Below are 24,180 nucleotides of genomic sequence, written 5' to 3' on the forward strand. Positions count from 1 at the left end.
CTGCAGTTAAGCGCATTCGTTCTAGAAAAAACCCTCTCACCTGTCAGGTCTGACAGGTTACGTCGTGTGCCCTACTTGGTAGCGTGAGTCATCCGCTCGTCAGGCTGGAACAGAATCGACCATGGAAGATCAAGCCTCCCAAAGTCTCACCCCGCCTTCCATTGCCAAGAGCGCTGCAATTACCACGATTGGCAAAGGCTGGGGCGCCATTGGCACCAGCGGCAAGGCTTCCTTCGAGTTACCGTTGCCTATCTCGCCGGGGCGCGGCTTTGATCCGGCACTGGTGCTGAGCTACGACAGTCAGGCGGGCAATGGCCCGTTCGGCTTCGGCTGGCGCTTGAGCGTCAACGCCATCACGCGCCAGACCAGCAAAGGCGTGCCGCGCTACCTCGCAGACGATGTCATCGTGGGGCCCAGCGGTGATGAATGGATGCCCGAGCGTGATAAGGATGGTCACATCCAGTCCCGCCCCGAAGATCACTACAACGATGAACCTGTCGGCAAGCACTCGGTGACCCGTTACTGGCCTCGGGTCGAAGGCGCCTTCGATCGGATCGAGCTCTGGCAATCGAGCACCAAGCTTAACCAGCCGCCTTTCTGGCTGGTACACGGGGCCGACGGCAGTCTGCACATTTATGGCAAGACCGAGGCTTCGCGGCGCGCCGATCCAAACGACGGGTTACGGGTTGGCGTCTGGCTGCTGCTTGAAAGCAAGAGCGCCCATGGCGAACACATCGTCTATGAGTACAAACCCGAAGACCCGCTCAACGACCAACCCCACGACTACCGGGCCCAGCGTTATCTGCGACGGGTGTGTTACGGCAACTTCAGCGCCAGCGAGCATCTGTATGCCTGGACCGTGGACAACCCGGCTGAACTGGATTGGCACTTTCACCTGGTGTTCGACTACGGAGAACGGACGCTGGAGTGGGACAAGAAACCGGTCTTTGGCGAACCGTTTGCACAACCGAACGATGACATCGGCGAGTGGCTGATTCGCCCCGACTCGTTCTTTACCTATGGCTATGGCTTCGAATTGAGCACCCGCCGCCTGTGCCGGCAGGTTTTGATGTTTCACCACTTCCCCGATGAACTGGGGCCCAATCCCGCGCTGGTCAAACGCCTGTTGCTGGACTATCACCCGGAGCCGGCGTTCTACAGCCAGCTGTGCGCCGCGCACTATCAAGCTTTTAACGCCAGTGGTGCAGTCGAACACCTGCCGCCGATGGAATTCGGCTACTCGCCCTTCGAGATCAACACCCAGTCGGTACCCTTCTTCCCCTTCGAACACATGCCCGGCATCCAGGACGGGCAACACCATCAATGCATCGACCTGTATGGCGAGGGTGTGCCCGGTTTCCTCTGCCAATACACTCAGAGCTGGTACTACCGCGAACCGATGCGAGGGCCGAACCACCCCGACGAAATAACCTACGGCCCGTGGCGGGTATTGCCGACCATCCCGGTCACCGATGGCAGCAAACCGGTGAAGCAGTCGCTTAACGACCTGACCGGTGATGGCTTTTTCGACTGGGTCGTCGCACAACCGGCTTTCAGTGGTTTCTATGCCCTAAACCCTGACCGCAGCTGGTCGCCGTTCAGCCCCTTCACGTCCTTTCCCCTGGAGTTCTTCAACGCTCTGGCACAATTCGGAGACCTGACGGGCAGCGGCCTCAGTTCACTGGCACTGATCGGTCCAAAAAGCGTACGTCTTTATCCCAGCCTTCGGGAAGACGGTTTTGGGCCCGCGAAGGACGTGCCCCATGAACCGAACGGCGACAACCTGCCATTGTTCAGCAACTCACGCAGCGAACTGGTGCTTCTGGGCCATATGCTCGGCAGCGACCTGCCGGACCTGTGCCGCATTCGTCACGACGAAATCAAATGCTGGCCGAACCTGGGCCACGGACGTTTCGGCAAAGGGTTTGTCATGGATACCTTGCCCTTCGAGTACGGGACGTTCGACGCAGCGCGGGTGCGAATCGTCGACATCGATGGTTGCGGTGCCACGTCGGTGATTTACCTGCATTCGGATCACTTCGATATCTACCTCAATCTCGGTGGCAATCGGCTCAAGCAAACGCCGATCAGCGTGGCCTGGCCCGAGGGTGTGCGCTACGACACCCTGAGCCAGGTCAATTTCGCCGACCTGCAAGGGCTCGGTTGCGCCAGTTTGATCTTCACCGTGCCGTACCCATCGCCACGGCACTGGCGTTACGACTTTGTCGGCGTGCGGCCTTACGCGCTGATAGCAACCAATAACAATATGGGTTGCAGTGGCACCGTGCGCTACCGCAGTTCGGCACAAGAGTGGCTGGATGAAAAACGACAATGGCCGGATGCCGATAAACCGCCGCCCTGCTACCTGCCGTTCCCGGTTCAGGTGGTCAGCCAACAGAGTCAGCTCGACGAGATTACCGGCAACTGCCTGAATCAGTTTTTCAACTATTTTCATGGCTATTACGACAGCCATGACCGCGAGTTTCGTGGCTTTGGCCTGTTGCACCAGACCGACAGCGAAACCAGCCCGGAGGAAGGCGAAACGACGTTTAGCGCACCGGCACTGAACCGTACCTGGTTCCATACCGGACGTCTGGTCGACTTGCCTCGTGCGGGATATTTCGACGGCGACAGTGAAGCCTGCCCCTTGGGGCCGACGCTGATCAGTCGCTACCACGAAAAAGACCATGCCGATGAACTCTTCAAGCCGGTCGACAAGGACACGCTGCATGAAGTTGCCCGGGCACTGAGTGGCTCGGTGCTGCGCGTGGAGGTCTTCGGGCTACAGAAAGACCGCGTCGCAGCCATGCCCTACTCGGTAGAGCAATCGCGTTATCTGGTGCGAGAACTCAGGCCCATGGCCCCGCACCATCCCCATGCGATCGTCCTGCCGTTGCTGGTCGAAAAAATCAGCTACCAATATGAACGCTGCGTTGATGATCCGTTGTGCCGTCATGAAATCACGCTGCAGTGGGACCGTTTCGGCACGCCTGTTCACGCGTTGACCGTCAGCTATGCACGGCGCAGAACCGAACGGGACGATTCCCCCTTCCCAGAAGACCCCGATCAAGATCAATGGTGGCGCGATGCCCACGATAAAGCTCAACAGCGTTATTACCTGAGCGAGTCGCGTGCCGAGTTCATTCACCTGGACTCGTCGCAAGGCTGGAGGCTGAGGCTACCGTGGCGCCAGCGCCTCAACGCACTTGAGCTGCCCAAAGGCTCGCTCCCTACCGGCCTCAATCCCCAAGAAGTGTCGTATGAATGCTTGAGAAAATCCCACACGTGGAAGGAATGGAGCGCGTTGCGGCAGTTGAGCCAGTTGTCGCGGCAAAGCTATCTGTCTGCCGACGGCAGTCTGTTGCCAGACGGTAGCGCTCAGCTCCAGGCATTGGCGGGTCCCCTGGAGCGGGCGGAATATGACAAGACGGCATTGGCCGCCTACGACACCTTGCCCGCTCCATTCGACATCCGAAAGGAACTGCAAAACATCGGCTTCCAACCCATGCCGTTGTTTCTCGACAAAGACGAGGAAGAAGACAAGCTGGAAAACCTCTGGTCGGGCCTGCACGGTTTTTCCCTTTACGCCGACCTCGACGGCTTCTACAAGGTGCTGCAATTCAATGCGACCGCCAGTCACGGCTTGACCACGATCAGCTACGACCCCTATCGCTTGCTGACCACGGCAGTTGAGGTGCCGGACGGCTGCATCACACACGCCCAATACGACTACCACGCACTCCAGCCAAAATGCGTCATCGATGCCAACGAAAATACTCGGGAAGCGATCTACGAACCCTCCGGGCAACCGCTGGCAACCAGTTTTTTTGGCACTGAAAATGGCGCGGACGTCGGTTTCGATCCCCTCGATAAACACCGTCTCCCCGAAGACTCCAGCCCTGGCGAAGCGATCCGGGACCCGATCGAAGCCTTGCAAAAAGCGGCCAGCGTATTACGCAAGAACTTGCTCGGCTGGATGGGCACGCTACCCGATACGGTTCGCCAGCGCCCTGATCAGTTAGCCCAATGGATTGCACGAGGTTACATCCTGCCGTCCCTGCATATTTGCGCCAGCGCACGCACGCGTCTGGCCAGGCTCAAGGTCCGAACAGCGACCGAACAGACGCTGCTGGAGCTGATTCGCGGTGTTGCGCGTGAACCCGTGCACAGCCTGGTACTGACCGCCGCCGACTATCCGGACCCGGACGCCGAAACGGGCCAGCAAATCCAGATGCAGATGACCTGCGTCGATGGCTTTGGCCGTACCTTGCAAACCAAGCAATTGGTTGAGCCGGGGATGGCCTATGTCGTCAATCCACAAGGTGAGCTGGAACTCGACCCGGTAACCGGCGAACCGCTGGAACGTCATGCCGACCCGCGCTGGCGCGTCAGCGAACGGGTGGAATACAACAACAAGGGCCTGGCCGTGCGGGTCTATCGCCCCTACTTCGCTAACGCCTGGCGCTACATCAACGATGCATCGTTTCGCCGGTTCGGCTATCACGACCAGCAGTTTTATGATCCGTTGGGCCGACCGGTCAAAATCATCAATGCCAAAGGCTATGAGTCTCGCGAGACCTACCATCCTTGGTATCAGACCAGTGAGGACTTCAACGACACCGATGACTCGCAGCCCATCAAACCTCGGCGCCGGAACACGCCATGAACCTTCAGGTGCATCGCCATACACCGAGCTTGAAGGTCAACGACGGCCGTGGCTTGCCCATTCGGCACGTCGAATACCTGCGCAAGGTCATCGACGGTCCCGTGGAAACCCTCGTTACCCGGCAAATCCATGACCCTATCGGACGACTGATCGCGCAATGGGACCCGCGACTGTTCGGTACCGCCCCAAAGCCCAACATCTCCACAGTCCATGGGTTATCCGGCAACGCACTGCGGGTCGATGGCGTAGATGCGGGTAAGCGTTTGAATCTGACGGGCGTCGCCGGGCAAGCACTGCAGCGCTGGGACGGGCGCGGTTGTCACTGGCAAACCGACTACGACAACCAGTTGCGCGTGACAGCCCTGCACGAACAGCCGCCTGGGCAGCCGCAGACCATCGTCGAACGCATCATTTACGCCGACCATTCGGCCGATTCGGGCCACAACTTGCGTGGTCAGAAAACGGCTCTGGAGGATCCGGCGGGCAGGCTGGATGTCACACGTTTCAGCCTGCTGGGCGCACCGTTGAGCGAAACCCGAACGTTCCTCGACGGCAAGGCCTGCACCACCTCGTGGCACTACAGCGCCAACGGTGCGGAGCTGACCCGGACCGATGCCGCCGGCCATCGACAGCACACGCGTTTCGACCTCGCGGGGCAGCTCAAGCAAAGCTTTCTTCAGCTAAAGGATGACGACTCACTGCAACCGGTATTGCGAGGTCTGACCTACAACGCGTTCAACCAGACAGCAACGCAAACCACTGGCAACGGCGTGGTCCGCACCTGGACCTATCACCCTGCCGACGGTCGCCTGACAAGCCAGACGGCCGGCGTCCCAGGACAATCGCTGCTGCAAAACCTCAGCTATCACTATGACCGCATGGGCAACATCCTGCGTATCGAAGACCACGGCTTCAAACCGGTATTCTTTGCCAACCAGCGCATCGACGGCGACCGCGAGTTTGCCTATGACTCGCTGTACCGGCTGACCTGGGCGAGCGGTTTCGAGGCTGAAAAACCCAACCTCCAGCCGGGCTTGCCAGACTTGATCACGCCCATCGATCCCGCTCGCCGCTTCAACTACACCGAGCACTACCATTACGACCATGGCAACAACCCGACGACGGTGTGTCACCGCCGCGATGGCAATAACTTCACTCGCCAGATGCGCATTGATGAACACAGCAACCGTGGCGTGCGCTGGGAGGAAGGTGATCCAGAGCCGATTTTCGATGAGCTCTTCGACCCCAACGGCAACCTGTTACTGCTGCAACGTGGCCAGCCGCTGAACTGGAATGCCCGTGACCAACTGGCCAAAGTGACCTTGCTCGAACACAGCAACGGCCTGTCCGACGATGAAGAAATCTACGTCTACAGCCAAGGCGTGCGGGTCTACAAACACCACGTCTGGCATACCCCGTCCGCGACCCACTCTCAGGAAGTACTCTATCTGCCAGGACTGGAAATCCGCACCTGCAGCGACGGCCAGCAACTGCACGTCATCACCTTGTCGACCGGTGCCGGCAGCGTGCGCTGCCTGCACTGGGTCGTTGGAAAACCCACCGACATCGAGCCTGATCAACTGCGTTACCACCTCGGAGATCATCTGGATTCCATCGCTCTGGAACTGGATCGCGACGGCGTAGTGATCAGCCACGAAGCGTATTACCCCTTCGGCGGTACGTGCTGGTGGGCGGCGATCTCAGAGCTTGAGGCCAATTACAAGACCATTCGATATTCGGGTAAGGAGTTGGATGTCAGTGGGCTGTATTACCACGGGGTGCGTTACTACGCACCGTGGTTGCTGCATTGGATCAGTGCCGATCCGGGTGGGGATGTGGATGGGCTGAATCTGTATGCGTTCGTAGGGAATAATCCTCTGGCGTACATCGATCTGGACGGGGGTATGCGCACCCCCAAGGAAATGGCTGAACAGTACCAACAGTGGAGCGCGAAATATGATGATGACCTGGCTTTCAATCAAGTGGTCTATCGACATCTAGAGTTACTGAGCCTGGTAAAACAACGGACGCGGGACGCTGAGCAACAGATACTCAATCACCGCTCACCTGATCAGCACGCACTGTCCAGTGCGCGGCGAACAGGAACATTTCTGGCCGGACAAGGCGCTTCATATGCAACCAGCATGGCAGTGGGTGCCGTTGTTGGCGCTGCCGGCGGCCCTCCGGGCATGCTGGTCGGTGCGGGTGTCGGGTTCGTGGTTGGTAAAGTCGTGTCTCTGGCCTTCAATCATGTAGCGGAAACAACCGGCGCGAGCGCCTCGGTGAAATTAAAAAACAAGCGGATAGATCCGGACAAACTACTCGCACAGGTCAAATCCGAGACAGGGGGTCCTGTAGCCTATGTCAAAAATGTACTCCGCTCATTTGACCCAAGAACCGATGGTGGAAAACGAAAGTTGGCAAAGGAGATATACGCAACAACAGCGGGCAAAGCGCCGATTGTAGGCACAGGTATGAAAATGGCATTAGCTGCATCTGAAATTCTTCATGAAGTCAACGGCGCAGGGAAAGAGCTGACAGAGGAAAAAACAAACACTCTGGATACCCATCTTGAAAACCTGGCCCTTATGCTGGATCGGGGAATGACCCGAATAGAAGCAAAGTTCGAAGCAACTGGACGGGAAACATCATTGGGCTATACCCCGCAAGCACTTCGACAGAAAACCAACAAGAGAATCCGCCAGATGAATGACACCCAGTCGATACTCCGGTCTAGCTCCTCAAGGTTCACCGCAGTGTAAGGAGCGATATCCTTGTTGCGGGAGCCCCCCCAACCTCATGCTATGGTGCATTCCCCCAGACTCTTGCCAATGCACATAGCATGTTGCCGATCTCACGTTCGCTACGCCTGACGCTTTACACCCTGCTCATCATTGCCGGCGCTGCATTGGCGGCCGGCTTCGCCATGCGCCATGCCGAACGCCAGGCCCAGGTGGACGATGCCGCCCGCGCCAATCAGCAACTGGCGCTGTACGCTAATTCCCTGCACACGCTGATCGAACGTTACCGCACCCTGCCCGCGGTGCTGGCGCTAGACCCGGAACTGCGCGCCGCACTCGATGGCCCGGTGAGTGCTGATCAACAGGACGCACTGAACCGCAAACTGGAGAAGATCAACGGCACGGCCCAGTCGTCCACCCTGGAACTGATGGATCACACGGGCCTGGCCGTGGCCGCCAGCAATTGGCGCTTGCCCAGCAGTTACGTCGGCCACAACTACGGCTTCCGCCCTTATTTCAGCCAGACCCGCAGCCAGGGCGCCGGGCGCTTTTACGCGGTGGGCGTGACCAGTGGAATTCCCGGGTATTTTCTGTCCAGTGCGGTGACGGGCGATAACGGCGAGTTTCTCGGCGCCATGGTGGTGAAACTCGAGTTTCCGGAGCTGGAACGCGAATGGCGTCAAGGCAGCGACACGCTGCTGGTCAGCGATGCACGGGGCATAGTGTTTATCGCCAATCAGCCGGGGTGGCGCTATCGGTTGCTGAGCACGCTATCGGACACCGACCGCGCCGAGCTTAAAACCACCCGTCAATACGACAAGCAGCCGCTGACCCCGCTCGACCATCAACCGATTCGACGCTTTGACGAGAACAGTTACCTGGCCCGTGTCGACGGCCCCGACGGCACAGCGGATTACCTGTGGGAATCGCTGCCCTTGAGCACCGAAGGCTGGACCTTGCACCTGCTGCGTCGCCCGCAAGTGGCCTTCGAAGATTTGCGTAACGCCGGGCTGGCCGCTGCCGGAGTGTGGCTGACGCTGGTATTTTTGCTGCTGTTTCTCAGCCAGCGTTGGCGTCTGGCCAGGTTGCGCCAGCGCAGCCGCGAAGAGCTTGAACGCTTGGTCGAAGAGCGCACTCGAGAGCTGCGCACCGCTCAGGACGGCCTGGTGCAATCGGCCAAACTCGCGGCGCTGGGGCAAATGTCGGCGGCCCTGGCCCATGAAATCAACCAGCCACTCACCGCCCAGCGCACGCAGCTGGCGACCTTGCGCCTGCTGCTCGATCATGGCCGGGTCGACGACGCGTATAAAGCGCTGAGGCCGGTGGATGAGATGCTGACGCGCATGGCCGCCCTCACCGGTCATCTCAAGACGTTCGCGCGCAAAAGCCCCAGCGGTTTGCGCGAGCGTCTGGACCTGGCGGCGGTGGTCGATCAATCCTTGCAGTTACTTGACGCTCGACTGCGCGATGAACAGATCGACCGGGTTTTGCACATGAGTCGCCCGGCCTGGGTTCGCGGCGATGCGATTCGCCTGGAACAGGTGCTGATCAATCTGCTGCGCAACGCCCTCGATGCGATGCGTGACAAACCACTCAAGCGTCTGGAAATCCGCCTTGAAGCCGATGAACAGCTATGGCGCCTGACCGTCGCCGACAGCGGCGGCGGTATTGCGCCGCAGGATCTGCCGAAGGTCTTCGATCCGTTCTTCACTACCAAACCGGTGGGTGACGGCCTGGGCCTCGGGCTGGCGGTATCGTTCGCCATCGTGCATGAACTCGGCGGTCGCCTGAGCGCCGACAATCACGGCGACGGCGCCGTCTTCACCCTCACCTTGCCCATCGATCTGGAGGCGCACATTCAATGTTGAACTCGGTGATCGTGGTCGACGATGAGAGCAGTATTCGTGATGCCGTCGAACAGTGGCTGAGCCTCTCGGGGTTCGAGGTCAAACTGTTCAGCCGCGCCGATGAATGCCTGGCGCAACTGCCGGCAAATTTTCCCGGGGTGATCCTCAGCGATGTGCGGATGCCCGGCATGACCGGCCTGGAACTGCTGGCCCGGCTGCAACAGCGGGACGCCGATTTGCCGGTGATCCTGCTGACCGGCCACGGCGATGTGCCGATGGCGGTTGAAGCCATGCGCGATGGCGCCTACGACTTCCTCGAAAAACCCTTCAGCCCGGAAACCTTGCTCAGCAGCCTGCGCCGGGCGCTCGACAAACGTCGACTGGTGCTGGAAAACCGTGCCCTGCACGAACAGGCCGATAACCGCAGCAAACTCGACGCCAGCCTGCTCGGCGTCTCCCGTGGTTTGCAGACCCTGCGTCGGCAAGTGCTGGACCTCGCGGCGCTGCCGGTGAACGTGCTGATTCGCGGCGAAACCGGCAGCGGCAAAGAGCTGGTCGCCCGTTGCCTGCATGATTTTGGTCCGCGCGCCAACAAGCCGTTCGTAGCGCTGAACTGTGCGGCGATCCCCGAGCAGCTGTTCGAAGCCGAGTTGTTCGGTCATGAAAGCGGCGCCTTCACCGGCGCTCAGGGCAAACGTATCGGCAAGCTGGAATACGCGGACGGCGGCACCTTGTTCCTCGATGAAATCGAAAGCATGCCACTGGCTCAGCAGGTCAAATTGCTGCGGGTGCTGCAGGAGCAAAAGCTTGAGCGACTGGGCTCCAACCAAAGCATTCACGTGGACCTGCGGATCATCGCCGCGACCAAACCCGACCTGCTCGATGAAGCCCGCGCCGGGCGTTTTCGCGAAGACCTGGCGTATCGGCTGAACGTCGCGGAGTTGCGCCTGCCGCCGTTGCGCGAACGACGCGAAGACATTCCGTTGCTGTTCGAACACTTCGCTCACGCTGCCGCGCAGCGGCTGGGACGCAGCTTTCCACCGCTCAGCGGCCCACAGCTGAGTCGGTTACTGAGCCACGACTGGCCCGGCAACGTACGCGAATTGGCGAACGTCGCCGAGCGCCAGGTACTGGGCCTGGGTGAACCGGAACCGGTCGGCATCGAGCCCGGCCAGTCCCTCGCCGCCCAGCAGGAAGCCTTCGAAGCCCACTGCCTGCGAGCCGCACTGACCCGGCACAAGGGCGATATAAAAGCCGTGCTGGAAGAACTGCAACTGCCGCGCCGCACCTTCAATGAAAAGATGCAGCGGCATGGGCTGAGCCGAGAGATGTTCCTGCGAGAAAGCTGATTTTTGTGGTGTCTGTACTGGCCTCTTCGCGAGCAAGCCCGCTCCCACACTGGGTCTGTGGTGAACACATAATTTATGTACACCCAGGATCAAATGTGGGAGCGGGCTTGCTCGCGAAGGGGCCAGTACCAACAAAGTAATCCTTCGGCATGAATAAGCGAATTTCCGCCCACCCACCCTTCTGAATAAGCGGATTTCCGCTCACCCGTTCCCGTTAACCCCTCTAAACCGGCCCTCTCCCCCTTGGCACAGCTCCTGCTATAGCCCTCGCAGGCTGCGTTTACGCGCGCTCCACAAAAACAATTAAATGAAGGATCCGTCATGGATAACTCACAAACCCTGCCTCTTGGGTCGGCCGCTGCGCCTGCCAAAGAAAAGACCACGGCCAGCCGCATCAAGTCGATCTTCAGCGGCTCAGTCGGCAATATGGTCGAGTGGTACGACTGGTATGTCTACGCCGCCTTCTCGCTGTACTTCGCCAAAGCCTTTTTCCCCAAAGGCGACACCACCGCCCAACTGCTGAACACCGCTGCGATTTTCGCCGTGGGCTTTCTGATGCGTCCGATCGGCGGCTGGCTGATGGGCCTGTATGCCGACCGCGCCGGGCGTAAAGCCGCGTTGATGGCGTCGGTGTACCTGATGTGCTTCGGCTCGCTGATCATCGCCTTGAGCCCGGGTTATGAAACCATCGGCGTCGGCGCACCGATTCTGTTGGTGTTCGCCCGTTTGCTGCAGGGCCTGTCGGTGGGTGGCGAGTACGGCACCTCGGCGACTTACCTGAGCGAAATGGCAACCAAGGAGCGTCGCGGCTTCTTCTCGAGCTTCCAGTACGTCACGCTGATCTCCGGCCAGCTCATCGCCCTGGGCGTGCTGATCGTGCTGCAGCAAACCCTGACCACCGAACAACTGTACGACTGGGGCTGGCGCATTCCGTTTGGCATCGGCGCACTGTGTGCCATCGTCGCGTTGTACCTGCGTCGCGGGATGGAAGAAACCGAGTCGTTCGCCAAGAAAGAAAAGTCCAAAGAAAGCGCCATGCGCACCCTGCTGCGTCATCCCAAGGAACTGATGACCGTGGTCGGCCTGACCATGGGCGGCACCCTGGCCTTCTACACCTACACCACCTACATGCAGAAATACCTGGTGAACACGGTCGGCATGAGCATCTCCGACTCCACCACCATTTCGGCGGCCACGCTGTTCCTGTTCATGTGCCTGCAACCAATCATCGGCGGCCTGTCGGATAAAGTCGGGCGGCGGCCGATCCTGATTGCCTTCGGCATTCTCGGCACGCTGTTCACCGTGCCGATCCTCACCACCCTGCACACCATCCAGACCTGGTGGGGCGCGTTCTTCCTGATCATGGCGGCGCTGATCATCGTCAGCGGCTACACCTCGATCAACGCGGTGGTCAAAGCCGAACTGTTCCCCACCGAAATCCGCGCGCTGGGCGTCGGCCTGCCGTATGCACTGACCGTGTCGATCTTCGGCGGTACCGCTGAATACATCGCCCTGTGGTTCAAGAGCATTGGCATGGAAACCGGTTACTACTGGTATGTCACGGCCTGCATCGCGGTGTCGTTGCTGGTGTACGTGACCATGAAAGACACCCGCAAACACTCGCGGATCGAGACTGACTGACCATCACATCGAGGTTGGCTGGACCGGCCTCTTCGCGAGCAAGCCCGCTCCCACACTGACCGAGTCAGACATGGATTTCATGTCTGACGCCGATCTAATGTGGGAGCGGGCTTGCTCGCGAAGGCCGCGCCTCGGTCTTGAGCCGATCAAGACAACTCGGCAGCCCCACGATTCGCGTACTTGTTCTGCACGAACGAAGCGCCGGCGATCATCACCACCAATACCCCCGCCAAGACCAGCGACGAACCGATGGTGCCGAAATCCAGCCCGCCCTTTTCATGGGGTTTGGTCAGGAAGTCGCCCAGGGTTGCGCCGAACGGACGCGTCAGCACGAACGCCACCCAGAACAGCAGTACCGACGAGATCCTGGTGAAGTACTTGAGCAGCACGACCACGGCGATGGTCGAGCCGATCAACAGCGCGCCACCGGCAAAACCCAGCCCGGAGTCGTCCGCCAGGAAATCGCCCAGTGCGGTGCCCAGGGTGTTGGAGAACAGGATCGCGATCCAGTAGAACAGCTCGCCGCGAAAGGTCTGGATCTTGTTCACGTTCAGCGAATCACCGCTCAAACGCCAGGCCGCAAAAATCGCTATCAGGATGGCGATCAGAATCATCGAACCCGACGCGTAACCCAAGCCCAACGTGCGATCCATGAAGTCCGACATGGTGGTGCCGGCGGTGCTGGTCGAGAGGATTACGACCCAGTACAGCAGCGGGTTGTAGGTTTTGGAAAACAGCTGCGTAACCAGCGTCAGCAGGAACACGCTGATCAGGATCATCGAGCTGATGGCATAACCGACATTCAGGGTCATCGACAGCAAATCCCCGGCTGTTTCCCCCAGGGTCGTCGCGCAGATTTTCATGACCCAGAAGGCCAATGTGATCTGTGGAAGTTTGTTCATGTGATGCAGTGCTCCAGAGCTCGGATTAAGTGGCCAGATTCATGTGGCTTTGGCCCGGGCGGAGACTGAATGGCCGGCCGTGAAAAATAGGTCAGCGTCGTATGAAAAAACCATACAGAAGGCTCTGCTTCGGGGACTCAGCGCGATTAATGATCCGTTAATGCCCTGGCGACACGCTTGCGCTGTCGCCGTTTGAATCCATATCGACGTCTCGTGCGTATACAGAATGCAGGCCTCGAAGCAGCGTCTGGAAATACTCTGCCACGGCCTTAACATCTATTTAATCGATTGCTTTTAGCATTTATTTGCGCTTTTTAATCAAATTTACTTGCGTAGTATGAGCCCCATACCCAACGCACAACACGCAAACACACTTGGAGTACACATCATGAAAACCCAACTGATCCTCGCTCTGACCCTCTCCGTACTGGCCGCCAACACCTTCGCCGCCGACGGTTATGACCGCACCGGTTCTGGCGCTTTCACCGCTGAACGTTCGGCCGCTGTCGCGGCTGATGGTTACGATCACACAGGCTCGGCGTCTTTCGCCGCTGATGGCTTCGATCGCACTGGCTCGGCCAAAGTCGCATCTGACGGCTTTGATCACACCGGCACCGCTGACGCTATCGCCGCCGACGGTTTTGATCGCACCGGTACTGCCGCCGCTATCAGCTAAACCTTGGGCAGACTTCACAGCCCGGCTTCGGCCGGGCTTAGTTGTTTCTGGGACAGTGAAAACCCGGCGCTGCGAGAGTGGCACTCACCCTCAATGACTTGCACTATGGCAACCTTCACCTTTACGTCTGCACAAGAGCCCGCCATGTCTGATGATATTCACTACTACGAACCTGCCCTGGGCCATGGCCTGCCCCACGACCCGTTCAACGCCATCGTCGGCCCGCGGCCTATCGGCTGGATTTCCTCGCAGGATGCCGAAGGTCGGCTGAACCTGGCGCCGTACAGTTTCTTCAATGCGTTCAACTACATTCCGCCGATCATCGGGTTCTCAAGCGTCGGCCGTAAAGACAGCCTGAACAACATCGAGCAGACCGGCGAATTTGCCTGGAACCTGGCCACCCGACCGTTGGCCGAGCAGATGAACCAGAGCTGCGCGACGGTCCCGCCCGACGTCAACGAATTCGCACTGGCCGGGCTGACGCCGGCAGCCTCGAAAATCATTCAGGTGCCGCGCGTCGCTGAAAGCCCGGTGTCCTTCGAGTGCAAGGTCACGCAGATCATTCAGTTGCAACGTGCGGATAAAGAAGTGGTGCCGAGCTGGCTGATTCTTGGCGAAGTGGTCGCCGTGCATATCGCCAAGTGGCTGCTCAAGGATGGGGTGTACGACACCGCCGCGGCAGAACCGATTCTGCGCGGCGGTGGGCCGGCGGATTACTTTCAGCTGGGGCCTGAGGCCTTGTTCAAGATGTTCCGCCCGGGGGCGACCAAGGCATAAGCCAAAGGGTTACCAGACCAGTTCGCCGTCTTCAGCGACGTCGGTCAACTGCTCAAGCTTCTGCTCGGCAGCCTGATCGGCTTCGAAGGCGGTCTTGAATTTCTGTTCATCGAGGATTTTGTGAAAACGCGGGGCGCCTGAGCCACCCAGGGCTTTGACGGCGATGGCGGCGCTGTAGCCTCCTTCACCCGGTACTACGGCGGAAACAGCTTCGAACTGTGCAAACTCTTTACGTGCCATGTCGCGGATCCTGGCCAATGGAAAGTCGGCCATTCTAAACCGTCAGCTGGCCAACTGGTGTAATGACGCACTGTTCAACTGCGGATATTCGCCGTGGGCCTGAGCCGCCGAGACTTCGCTGAAGGTGTGAAAATCCAGGCTGTTGACCACCAACTCTTGCACCAGCTCGGCAAAGATCTGCATGGCCGGGGTGCCGAAGTAGGCAGTCATGGCCTGCTGGTCGACCCAAAAACCGGACACCAGCCACAGTTCGGGATCGCACAACGAATGCTGCAAGGCAAAGTGCAGGCAACCGCTGGCCTGACGCGACGGTTCGATCAGGCTGCTCAAACGCGCGCCCAACTCCATCGAGCGGCCTGCGCGGGCACGGACAAAAGCCATATGGCTGACGGGGATCTGCGTGGACATGTTCGACTCTCCCTGATGTAGACGATCGGCAGCCTGAGAGAAGCTGCGACAGGGACAGAGATTAAGCGACAGGCGCTAGGCCCGTTAGTCGATTCCTGCCGGCTTATTGCACAATCCTGCACGCAAACAGCGTTATCGCCGTGCCATGGCAAGCGCTGATCCTGGAATGTGACAAAGGGGTTTCAAGCAAGTTTTCCCGCGTTCTGTTCACGTTCTCTATGCTGAATCCGACCACACAGCAGGATCAGGCAAGTTTTGCGCAGGATTCGCCTACCACCTGGACTTGCACAAATTTAAGCTGTGCTCATCCCATCTCCTTGCCGAGGATGTTTCGCATGCCGTCTCTGGATTCCACTCACGCCCCGCTGGATGCCAACATGGAAAAACAGCGTGTGGAGCTCTCGGCAATCATTCGTCGTAATACCTGCGAGGATGGCAGCTACGCGACCGCCATCGGCTCGTTGTTTTTGTCGCGTCACAGCCAGTCCCACGACTTTGCCCCGGTGCTCGCGCAACCGGCCCTGTGCATCATGGCCCAGGGGCGCAAGGAAGTTCGGCTGGCCGACGAAGTCTTCAACTACGACCCGCTCAACTATTTGGTGGTCTCGGTCTCGATGCCGCTCAGTGGACGGGTGGTCGATGTCTCGCCGCAAGAACCGATCCTGGCCTTGCGCCTGGATATCGACCCGGCGGAAATCACCGCATTGATTGCCGACGCCGGGCCCATCGGCGTGCCCACCCGCCCTGCCGGGCGCGGCCTGTATGTCGAACAACTGGATCAACCGATGCTCGATGCCGTGCTGCGCCTGGCACGCTTGCTCGACACCCCGAAAGACATCGCGATGCTCGCGCCGCTGATTCGCCGGGAAATTCTCTATCGCTTGTTGCGCAGCCCCCAGGGCCATCGGCTGTATGAGATTGCCGTCGCCAACAGCCAGAGCCATCGCATCGGCCAGGCAATCAAATGGCTCAACGGTAACTACGAGCAGCCGTTGCGCATTGATGAGTTGGCCAAGGAAGTGAACCTGAGTGTGTCGACCCTGCACCATCGCTTCAAGGCGATGACGGCGATGAGTCCACTGCAGTATCAGAAGCAACTGCGCCTGCAAGAGGCGCGGCGCTTGATGCTCGCCGAGGGCATCGACGCCTCGGCGGCAGGTTACCGCGTGGGCTATGAAAGCCCCTCGCAGTTCAGCCGCGAGTACAGCCGGCTGTTTGGCGCGCCGCCGTTGCGGGATCTGGCGCGGTTGCGGATGTCTGTCTACCCCCCAAAACCCGTAGGAGCAAAGCTTGCTCGCGATGAACGATGACGCGGTCAGCGAGTGAGACCGCGGCGCCTGCATCGCGAGCAAGCTTTGCTCCTACGGGTTGAGCGGTGTGGATTTGTGGATGCGTGGCGGGTCAGGCGGCGAGTACGCGGCAGGCTTCGGATGGAATGGTCACCGACACCGGGTTGCCGATGCTCAGGCCGATGCCCTGGCACGGCGTGCTCAACGCTGTCAGCGTCACGCCGGAACACTCGACCGTGGTTTCGATGGTCGCGCCGATATCGCGCACGAACGTCACCCTGCCCAGCAAGCGATTACCGGCGGTTGCCTGTGGGTGCGACAGCTGCAGGTCTTCCGGGCGCACCAGCATCTTGACCTTTTCGCCGACCACGATGCTGCTGCAAATCGGCACCTGAAGTGCATCGCCACCGGGCAAACCGACTTTACCGTCACCCAATGCGGTGGCCGGAAAAATGTTCCCCGAGCCGATAAAGTCGGCGACGAACTCGTTGGCCGGATGCCGGTAGATCTCGATCGGCGTGCCGACCTGCTGCACCCGATTCTGCCCCAGCACCACCACGATGTCCGCCATAGTCATGGCTTCGCGCTGGTCGTGGGTGACCATGATGGTGGTGATGTTCAGGCGTTGCTGAAGCTGGCGGATCTCCACTTGCATCGATTCGCGCAGCTTGGCATCGAGGGCCGACAGCGGTTCGTCGAGCAGGAGGATTTTCGGGTGCGAGGCAATCGCCCGGGCAATCGCTACGCGCTGACGTTGCCCACCAGAGAGCTTCGCAACCGGGCGATCAATCATTTCTTGCAGCTGAATCAGCTCTAGCAACTCCACCACCCGCGCCTGCTGATCGGCCTTGCTCACGCCACGCAGTTTCAGCGGATAGGCGATATTCTCGCCGACCGTCATGTGCGGGAACAGCGCCAGCGACTGAAACACCATGCCGAAGTTGCGCAGGTGCGCCGGTGTGTTGCCGATGTCTTCACCGTCCAGACGAATTTCACCGTCGCTCAGGGTTTCCAGGCCAGCGATCATTCGCAGCAAGGTGGTTTTGCCACAGCCCGAAGGGCCGAGAAAACACACCAGCTTGCCCTCAGGCAGGTGCAGATTGACGTCCTTCACCGCGCACGCCGTGCCGTAGCGTTTCTCGACGTTTTCCAGAATTAAACCAGTCATGCTTCACCTCAAGAATCAGAACGAGACGCCACCTTCACCGACCAGCTTCTCCAACGCCCAAATGAGGACGAAGTCGATCAGCACGATCAGCACGGCAAACGAGAATACGGTTGGGTCCAGCGACGATACGGTGCGGCTGAACATCCAGATAGGCACGGTCATGACATCGATGGTGTAGAGGAAGTAAGTCACGGTGAACTCGTTGAACGAGACAATGAACGCCAGCAGCATCCCGGCGAGGATCCCCGACTTCATCAACGGCACCACCACATCGACAATCGCCCGCATCGGCGAAGCGCCGAGCATTTGTGCGGCTTCTTCGACTTCGCTGCCGATGGACAGCATCGCCGCGGTGCAGTTTTTCACCACAAACGGCAAGGCCAGGATCACGTGGGCAATCACCAGTCGCGACACCGTCATCTGGAACGGCAGGCTGTCGAACACCAGCAACAACGCCAGGCCCAGCACCACCATCGGAAACACCAATGGCAGTGACATCAACTGCAGTGCCACGGCCTTGCCACGAAACTCCAGGCGGGTCAGCGCATAAGCCGCCGGCACCGCAACGAGGGTGGCGAAGATCATGGCCGTGAACGACACCATCAGGCTGGTGGTCATGGCTTTGCCCAGGCTCAGCACATCGCTGGCGTCCGGGGACGCGAAGGTGTGCCAGGCGGCCTTGTACCATTGCAGGCTGTAACTGCTGGGTGGGAAGTCGAGGTTCGAAGAACCACTGAACGACATGACAATCATGGTCAGGATCGGCAACACCGCCAGAAACAGGATGACGCCTGAAAGGATCCCGGCAAATTTACCGGTATCGCCCGGTAACAGCGACAGGCGCTTCTTGCTCAACGTGCTCATTGCGAAGCCTCCAGCATGCGCCGACGACGGCCAGTGATGTATTCGGACAAGGTCATGATGGCCAGCGTGGTGACGATCAGCACCACACCCGCCGCGGAGGCAGCCGGCCAGTTCATCAGCGGGGCGATCTGGTCATGCACCATCACCGCGAGCATCGGCACGCGCCGACCGCCGAGCAGCAAGGGCACCACAAAGCTGCTGGCGTTATAGGCGAATACCAGGGTCGCGCCGGTGATGATCCCCGGCATGCTCATCGGCAGCACCACCTGGAAAAACACCTTCAAGCGGCTCGCGCCCAAGGTCGCTGCGGCTTCCTCGTAAGTGCGCGCAACGCCGCGCATGGCGCTGGCAATCGGCAGCACGGCCAACGGGAAAGCGGTTTGTACCAGGCCCATCAATACGCCGTTCTGGTTGTACAGCAGCATGATCGGACGCTTGATCAGGCCCAGGCCCATCAGCGCCTGGTTGAGCATTCCGCCAGGTCCCAGGATCACCAGCCAGCCGTAGCTTTGTAGCAACAGGTTGACCAGCAACGGCAACAGCACGGCGGCCAGAAACACTCGACGCAGCAACGGCGAGGTCAGGCGCGACATGGTGTACGCCACCGGGATTGCCAGCAGCACGGCAATCACCGCGCTGATCAATGCCAGGCGCAAGGTCAGCAGCAGGGATTTGAGGTAATAGGGTTCCAGCAGCTGGGCATAACTGGCCAGGCTGAATCCGCTCCATTCCGCGCCTTTAGTGCCCACGCTCATGCGCAACACCAGCAGGCTGGCGGCAATCAGCACACCGAGAAACAGCATCGATGGCGAAAGAAATAACCAGGCGCGCGTCGTCGGCGAAACGCCGAAGCTCGGGCGTACGGCAACGGGGCTGACCGTTTGGGTCAGAGGTTGGTGTTCCATAGCAATGGTCTCGTCAATGGAAGATCAAGTGCAAGGCGAGTGCTGCGCACTCGATCGCTGGCAAGCCCCGCTCCTACAGGTATTGCGCTGCTCCAGTAGGAGCAAGGCTTGCCCGCGATGAGGTTCGAAGAACCTCCCTGCGATTCAGATCAGGAAGAGAAGATTTCCGTGTAGCGACGAATCCATTGGTCATGCACGGTCGCCAGGAAGGCGTTGTCGTGCATGATCGCCTTCTCGGCAATCTGCTCCGGCGTCAGGATGTACGGGCTCTTGCGCGCTTCGGCAGAGATGATTGCCTTGGCGTTGACCGGGCCGTTGTAGATGTCTTCGGCCATCTTGCCCTGCACCAGCGGATCGAGTGAGTGGTTGATGAAGGCATAGGCCAGGTCGGTATCGCCCGGACGGTTCTTCGGCATGACCGACTGCATCAGGTCGGTGTAGAAACCTTCCTTCATGCCAAAGGTTGCACTCAGACCGTAGTTCGGATCGCGGATCTGTTTCGGGAAGAACGCTGGAGCGTACAGCCCACCCATGTCCAGAGAGCCGGTGCGGAACAGCTCGGCGATCTGGTTCGGGTTTTCGCCCAGGGTCACCACGCGGCTCTTGAGCTCAGCGAGTTTCTTGAAGCCGGGTTCGATGTTGTGTTCGTCACCACCGGCCAGTTTGGCGGCGATGATGATCAGGTCCATGGCCTCGGTCCAGTTCGGCGGCGGCAGGAAGATGTTCGGCGCCAGGTCCGCGTCCCACAGGGCCGCGTAGCTGTCCGGGGCTTCTTTCTGAGTGCGGCTGCTGTAGACGAGGCTGTTGCACCAGAGCAGGTAACCGATGCCGTGACCGTTGGCCCCGGTGCGGTATTTTTCCGGTACGTCGATCAGGTTGGGAATGCGGTTCAGGTCCGGTTTTTCCAGCAGGCCGGCGGCGGCCAGGCCTTCAGCGCCGACGCCAGCCAGGGTGATGACGTCGTATTGCGGGCGATCACCACCGGCCTTCAGTTTGGCGACCATTTCCGAAGTACTGCCGGTGCGGTCCGCAATGACCTTGGCGCCGGTCTTGGCTTCAAAGGTCGCGGCGATGTTGCGCAGCGCCGCAAGCCCGGTGTCATCGGACCAGGTCAACAGCCGCAGGGTCTTGCCCTGAAAACGTGTGTCACTGGCGTTGGCGCGGATGAACGGCATGCTCATGGCCGCCGCCGCAACCGATGCAACACCGACGGTCTTGATGAATTGTCTTCTGTTCAGATCATGATCGCCCATGAAGGACTCCCTTTATTGTTGTAGGTATGAGTTAGGAGCATCCCTTGCGCCCGCGCTCTTCGATCCGCTGCCAGCCCCGTGTTACAAGGGCTGTAGCGAGGTCTGCGGGTTCATCCTGAGGTCACGCAAAACGCGCAACAATCGAAAAAAAATCATTGGTGCCATGTCCCTGGCGCATGCCTCGTTACGAGGCATGCGCGGGCCGTTTTCGTGCCGTCAGACGGCCCGAATCACGTGCTTTATTTCTTGAAACGCCTGCAAGCCCCACGGCCCCAACTCGCGGCCGATACTGCTCTGCTTGTAGCCGCCCCAGGCCGTCTGCGGGAAGATCACCTGCGGCGCGTTGATCCACACCAGCCCCGCCTGCAAGGCGTTGGCGACCCGTTCGGCGGTTGTCGGATCACGGCTGACCACGCTGGCCACCAGACCGAACTGGCTGTCGTTGGCCAGCTCGATCGCCTCCTGCTCCGTGGCAAAACTGCGGACACAGAGCACGGGGCCAAAAATCTCTTCACACCACAACGCACTGTCGAGGGGCACTTCAGTGAAAATGGTCGGCCGCAAAAAATAGCCATGCGGCAGATCGGCAGGCCGGTCACCGCCACAGACCAACCGCGCACCCGCGCTCAAGCCGCGATCAATGTGGCCCAGCACGCGCTGGTATTGCGCCTGATTGACCAACGCGCCCATTTCAACCTCGGGGTCAAACGGGTCGGCCACGCGAATCGCCTCGGCCCGCGCCGTCAGGCGCAGCAGGAATTCATCCGCCAGTTCATCGGCGACCAACACCCGGCTGGTGGCCGAACACATCTGCCCGGCATTGAAGAAACCACCGCCACTGGCCAGCTCCACGGCCAGGTCGAGATCGGCATCCGCCAGCACCAGCAGCGAAGATTTGCCGCCCAGCTCCAGGCTCACGCCCTTGACGGTTTCCGCCGCACGCTGCATGACCTGAACGCCCACCGCGTTGCTGCCGGTGAAGGAAATTTTTGCCACCCGCGGATCGGCCGACAGCGGCGCACCGACCGCCAGCCCCGTACCGCAGACCAGGTTGAAGACACCGTTGGGCAAGCCGCTCTCGGCGATGATCGCCGCCAGCTCCAGCTCCGGCAGCGGCGTGACTTCCGAAGGCTTGAGCACCACGCAGCAACCCGCCGCCAAGGCTGGCGCGAGCTTCCAGGCGGTGGTGACCATCGGGAAGTTCCACGGCACGATCAACCCGACCACACCGCACGCCTCACGGCGCACGCGGGCGGCGAAGTCTTCGCTCGGCAGTTCCACAACGCGGTCCTGGCCGGCGTCCAGCGCTTCAGCGAGACCTGCGTAATACTCGAACGTGGCGATCACGTCATCGACGTCGATGCCCGCTTCGAACTGTGGCTTGCCGTTGTTGCTCGACTGCAAATACATCAAGCGCTCGCGGCGTGCCTGCACTCCATTGGCGATCTTGCGCAGCACCGCGCCACGTTCGGCACCGGTGGTTTTCGACCACTGCACAAACGCCGCGCTGGCCGCTGTAACCGCTTGATCAACCGCGCGCTGATCGCCACCCTTGACGGTGGTCAACAGCGCTTCGGTCGCCGGATTGATAACCCGCAAGTGCTCGTCGCCAGCCGACCATTGGCCGTCGATGTACAAACCGTCCTGGATGATTGGAAAGCTCATGCCGACACCGCCTTCATCCACTGGGTCTGATCGATTTCGATCAGCGTCGGGCCCTGGCGATCAGTGGCTGCACGCAGTGCCGCGCGCAGTTCTTCAACGCCGCTGACGGTGTGGGCCGCACAGCCCAGGCCTTTGGCCACGGCGATGAAATCCGGGGTGTAGATGTCGACGCCAACCGGTTCGATGTCGCGGTTGACCATGTACTTCTTGATCTCTTCGTAGCCCTGGTTATTCCACAGCAGGACGATGACCGGGGTGCGTGCTTCCACCGCGCTGGCCAGTTCCGGCAAGGTGAATTGCAGGCCGCCGTCGCCGATCAGGCACACCACCGGTGGACGACTGTTGCGTTCCTGACCACCGCCGAGCCACGCGCCAATGGCCGCCGGCAAGGCATAACCGAGGGTGCCGTAACCGGTCGATGAGTTGAACCAGCGACGCGGGCGCTCCGGGTTGAATGTCAGGTTGCCGGTGTACACCGGTTGGGTCGAGTCGCCGACGAATACCGCTTCCGGCAACTCATCCTGCACGGTCTTCAGGAACAGCGTCTGCGCACGGGTTGGCGCGTCCCAGATGGTTTCAAGCTCAGCACGCAAGCTGGCGGCGCGAGCCTGGCCCCAGTCGCTGCTGCGCTCGGCCAGCGAATGTTTGGCCACGCCGTCGAGCAAGGCCTGGGCCGCGCTTTGTGCATCGGAGACCAGCGCCACTTTCGGCGGATAGTTGCGCACGGTCTGGTCCGGATCGATGTCGACCCGCAGCAAGGTGCCCGGAATTTCAAAGCCGCCGGCAAAGGTCACGTCGTAATCGGTCTCGGCCAGTTCAGTGCCGATGGCCAGCACCACATCGGCGTCAGCCACCAGGGCACGGGTGGCCACCAATGTTTGGGTCGAACCAATGAGCAACGGGTGAGCCGACGGCAGCATGCCTTTGGCATTGATGGTCAGCGCCACCGGTGCATCGAGTAATTCGGCGAGCCGGGTCAGCTCGGCCGCTGCATCGATCGAACCGCCACCGGCGAGGATCAATGGGCGTTTGGCGTTGGCCAGCAGTTCGCTCATTTGCGCGACGGCGGACGGCGCTGCACCGGCACGAGTGATGCTCACCGGTTGGCTGGCGAGCAAGGCATCGGCGTCTTCGACCAGCACATCGAGCGGAATTTCGATGTGCACCGGACGCGGACGACCGGCCTGGAACAAGGCGAAGGCTCGGGCCAGCACGCCCGGCAATTCGGCAGCGGACATCAGCGTGTGGGAGAACGCAGCAACGCCGGCCACCAGTGCGCCCTGGTTCGGCAGTTCGTGCAGCTTGCCGCGTCCGCCGCCCAACTGGCTGCGCGATTGCACGCTGGAAATCACCAGCATCGGGATCGAATCGGCGTAGGCCTGGCCCATCGCGGTGGTGATGTTGGTCATGCCGGGGCCGGTGATGATGAAGCACACACCCGGTTTGCCACTGGTGCGTGCATAACCGTCAGCCATGAAGCCGGCACCCTGCTCGTGACGCGGAGTAACGTGGTTGATGCTCGAACGGGCCAGCCCGCGATACAGCTCAACGGTATGTACGCCGGGAATGCCGAACACCTGCTCGACCCCGTACCCTTCGAGTAACTTGACCAATACTTCGCCGCACGTCGCCATATCTTTACCCTTCTTGTTCGTTGAGACGCTGGCCCCGCGCGGCATTGGATGGCGCGCCGCGGTGCTCAGTCATGGCGGTATTGGAACGGTCAGCGGGTAGCCGCAACAATCGATAAAAAGTCATACTCGCCATGTCCTCACCTCATGCCTTGGCG

General features: G+C 60.2%; 17 protein-coding genes. 8 read left to right on the forward strand and 9 right to left on the reverse strand.

Features of this window, described 5'->3' with window-relative positions; translation table 11 throughout:
* Positions 1–121: 121 nt before the first annotated feature.
* The 5 genes from AC3WK5_RS09240 (at position 122) to AC3WK5_RS09260 (ending at position 12,244) form a co-directional block, all read left to right on the forward strand.
* Complete coding sequence (locus AC3WK5_RS09240; RefSeq protein WP_103315048.1) at positions 122–4,666, forward strand: SpvB/TcaC N-terminal domain-containing protein; 4,545 nt, start codon at positions 122–124, stop codon at positions 4,664–4,666.
* Between the two features lie 263 nt (positions 4,667–4,929).
* Positions 4,930–7,428 carry an RHS repeat-associated core domain-containing protein gene (locus AC3WK5_RS09245; protein ID WP_492574147.1) on the forward strand — a complete coding sequence of 833 codons (2,499 nt, stop codon included), beginning with the start codon at positions 4,930–4,932 and terminating at the stop codon, positions 7,426–7,428.
* Positions 7,429–7,508: 80 nt separating this feature from the next.
* Positions 7,509–9,275, forward strand: a complete 1,767-nt coding sequence (locus AC3WK5_RS09250; RefSeq protein ID WP_103315050.1) for a sensor histidine kinase — start codon at positions 7,509–7,511, stop codon at positions 9,273–9,275.
* Positions 9,269–10,603 (forward strand): sigma-54-dependent transcriptional regulator, encoded by a 1,335-nt coding sequence (locus tag AC3WK5_RS09255; protein ID WP_103315051.1) that lies wholly within the window; start codon positions 9,269–9,271, stop codon positions 10,601–10,603. The genes AC3WK5_RS09250 and AC3WK5_RS09255 overlap by 7 nt, the downstream gene beginning before the upstream one ends.
* Positions 10,604–10,924: 321 nt before the next feature.
* Positions 10,925–12,244, forward strand: a complete 1,320-nt coding sequence (locus AC3WK5_RS09260) for an MFS transporter (RefSeq protein WP_103315052.1) — start codon at positions 10,925–10,927, stop codon at positions 12,242–12,244.
* A 146-nt stretch (positions 12,245–12,390) separates the two neighbouring features.
* Here the strand turns inward: AC3WK5_RS09260 and AC3WK5_RS09265 are convergent, their stop codons facing one another.
* Positions 12,391–13,146, reverse strand: a complete 756-nt coding sequence (locus tag AC3WK5_RS09265; RefSeq protein ID WP_103315053.1) for a COG4705 family protein — start codon at positions 13,144–13,146, stop codon at positions 12,391–12,393.
* A gap of 388 nt (positions 13,147–13,534) precedes the next feature.
* Between AC3WK5_RS09265 and AC3WK5_RS09270 the strand changes: the two genes are divergently transcribed.
* Both AC3WK5_RS09270 and AC3WK5_RS09275 read left to right on the forward strand, forming a co-directional pair.
* A complete protein-coding gene (locus AC3WK5_RS09270) occupies positions 13,535–13,822 on the forward strand; it encodes a hypothetical protein (RefSeq protein WP_103315054.1) in 288 nt (95 codons plus the stop codon).
* Positions 13,823–13,966: 144 nt separating this feature from the next.
* Positions 13,967–14,599: a flavin reductase family protein gene (locus tag AC3WK5_RS09275; RefSeq protein ID WP_103315055.1), complete on the forward strand. Its 633-nt coding sequence runs from the start codon at positions 13,967–13,969 to the stop codon at positions 14,597–14,599.
* Between the two features lie 9 nt (positions 14,600–14,608).
* Here the strand turns inward: AC3WK5_RS09275 and AC3WK5_RS09280 are convergent, their stop codons facing one another.
* Positions 14,609–14,872 carry a hypothetical protein gene (locus AC3WK5_RS09280; protein WP_054593752.1) on the reverse strand — a complete coding sequence of 88 codons (264 nt, stop codon included), beginning with the start codon at positions 14,870–14,872 and terminating at the stop codon, positions 14,609–14,611.
* Positions 14,873–14,881: 9 nt separating this feature from the next.
* The gene (locus AC3WK5_RS09285; RefSeq protein WP_103315056.1) at positions 14,882–15,247 is read right to left on the reverse strand and encodes a putative quinol monooxygenase; all 366 of its coding nucleotides are present in this window, start codon (positions 15,245–15,247) and stop codon (positions 14,882–14,884) included.
* Positions 15,248–15,582: 335 nt separating this feature from the next.
* Here AC3WK5_RS09285 and AC3WK5_RS09290 point away from each other — a divergent pair, with 335 nt between their 5' ends.
* The gene (locus AC3WK5_RS09290) at positions 15,583–16,557 is read left to right on the forward strand and encodes an AraC family transcriptional regulator (protein WP_103315057.1); all 975 of its coding nucleotides are present in this window, start codon (positions 15,583–15,585) and stop codon (positions 16,555–16,557) included.
* A 91-nt stretch (positions 16,558–16,648) separates the two neighbouring features.
* Here the strand turns inward: AC3WK5_RS09290 and AC3WK5_RS09295 are convergent, their stop codons facing one another.
* From AC3WK5_RS09295 to AC3WK5_RS09320, 6 genes are all read right to left on the reverse strand, one after another.
* Positions 16,649–17,704, reverse strand: a complete 1,056-nt coding sequence (locus tag AC3WK5_RS09295; RefSeq protein ID WP_103315058.1) for an ABC transporter ATP-binding protein — start codon at positions 17,702–17,704, stop codon at positions 16,649–16,651.
* Positions 17,705–17,719: 15 nt separating this feature from the next.
* The gene (locus AC3WK5_RS09300; RefSeq protein WP_103315059.1) at positions 17,720–18,568 is read right to left on the reverse strand and encodes an ABC transporter permease; all 849 of its coding nucleotides are present in this window, start codon (positions 18,566–18,568) and stop codon (positions 17,720–17,722) included.
* Positions 18,565–19,473 (reverse strand): ABC transporter permease, encoded by a 909-nt coding sequence (locus AC3WK5_RS09305; RefSeq protein WP_103315060.1) that lies wholly within the window; start codon positions 19,471–19,473, stop codon positions 18,565–18,567. Before AC3WK5_RS09305 ends, AC3WK5_RS09300 begins: the two co-directional genes overlap by 4 nt.
* Before the next feature lie 149 nt (positions 19,474–19,622).
* Positions 19,623–20,726: an ABC transporter substrate-binding protein gene (locus AC3WK5_RS09310; protein WP_054593758.1), complete on the reverse strand. Its 1,104-nt coding sequence runs from the start codon at positions 20,724–20,726 to the stop codon at positions 19,623–19,625.
* A gap of 216 nt (positions 20,727–20,942) precedes the next feature.
* Positions 20,943–22,391 (reverse strand): aldehyde dehydrogenase family protein, encoded by a 1,449-nt coding sequence (locus AC3WK5_RS09315; protein ID WP_103315061.1) that lies wholly within the window; start codon positions 22,389–22,391, stop codon positions 20,943–20,945.
* Positions 22,388–24,025, reverse strand: coding sequence for a 5-guanidino-2-oxopentanoate decarboxylase (locus AC3WK5_RS09320; RefSeq protein ID WP_103315062.1), 1,638 nt, complete (start codon positions 24,023–24,025; stop codon positions 22,388–22,390). Before AC3WK5_RS09320 ends, AC3WK5_RS09315 begins: the two co-directional genes overlap by 4 nt.
* Positions 24,026–24,180 lie beyond the last annotated feature (155 nt).

Source organism: Pseudomonas sp. FW306-02-D09B (assembly GCF_058782685.1).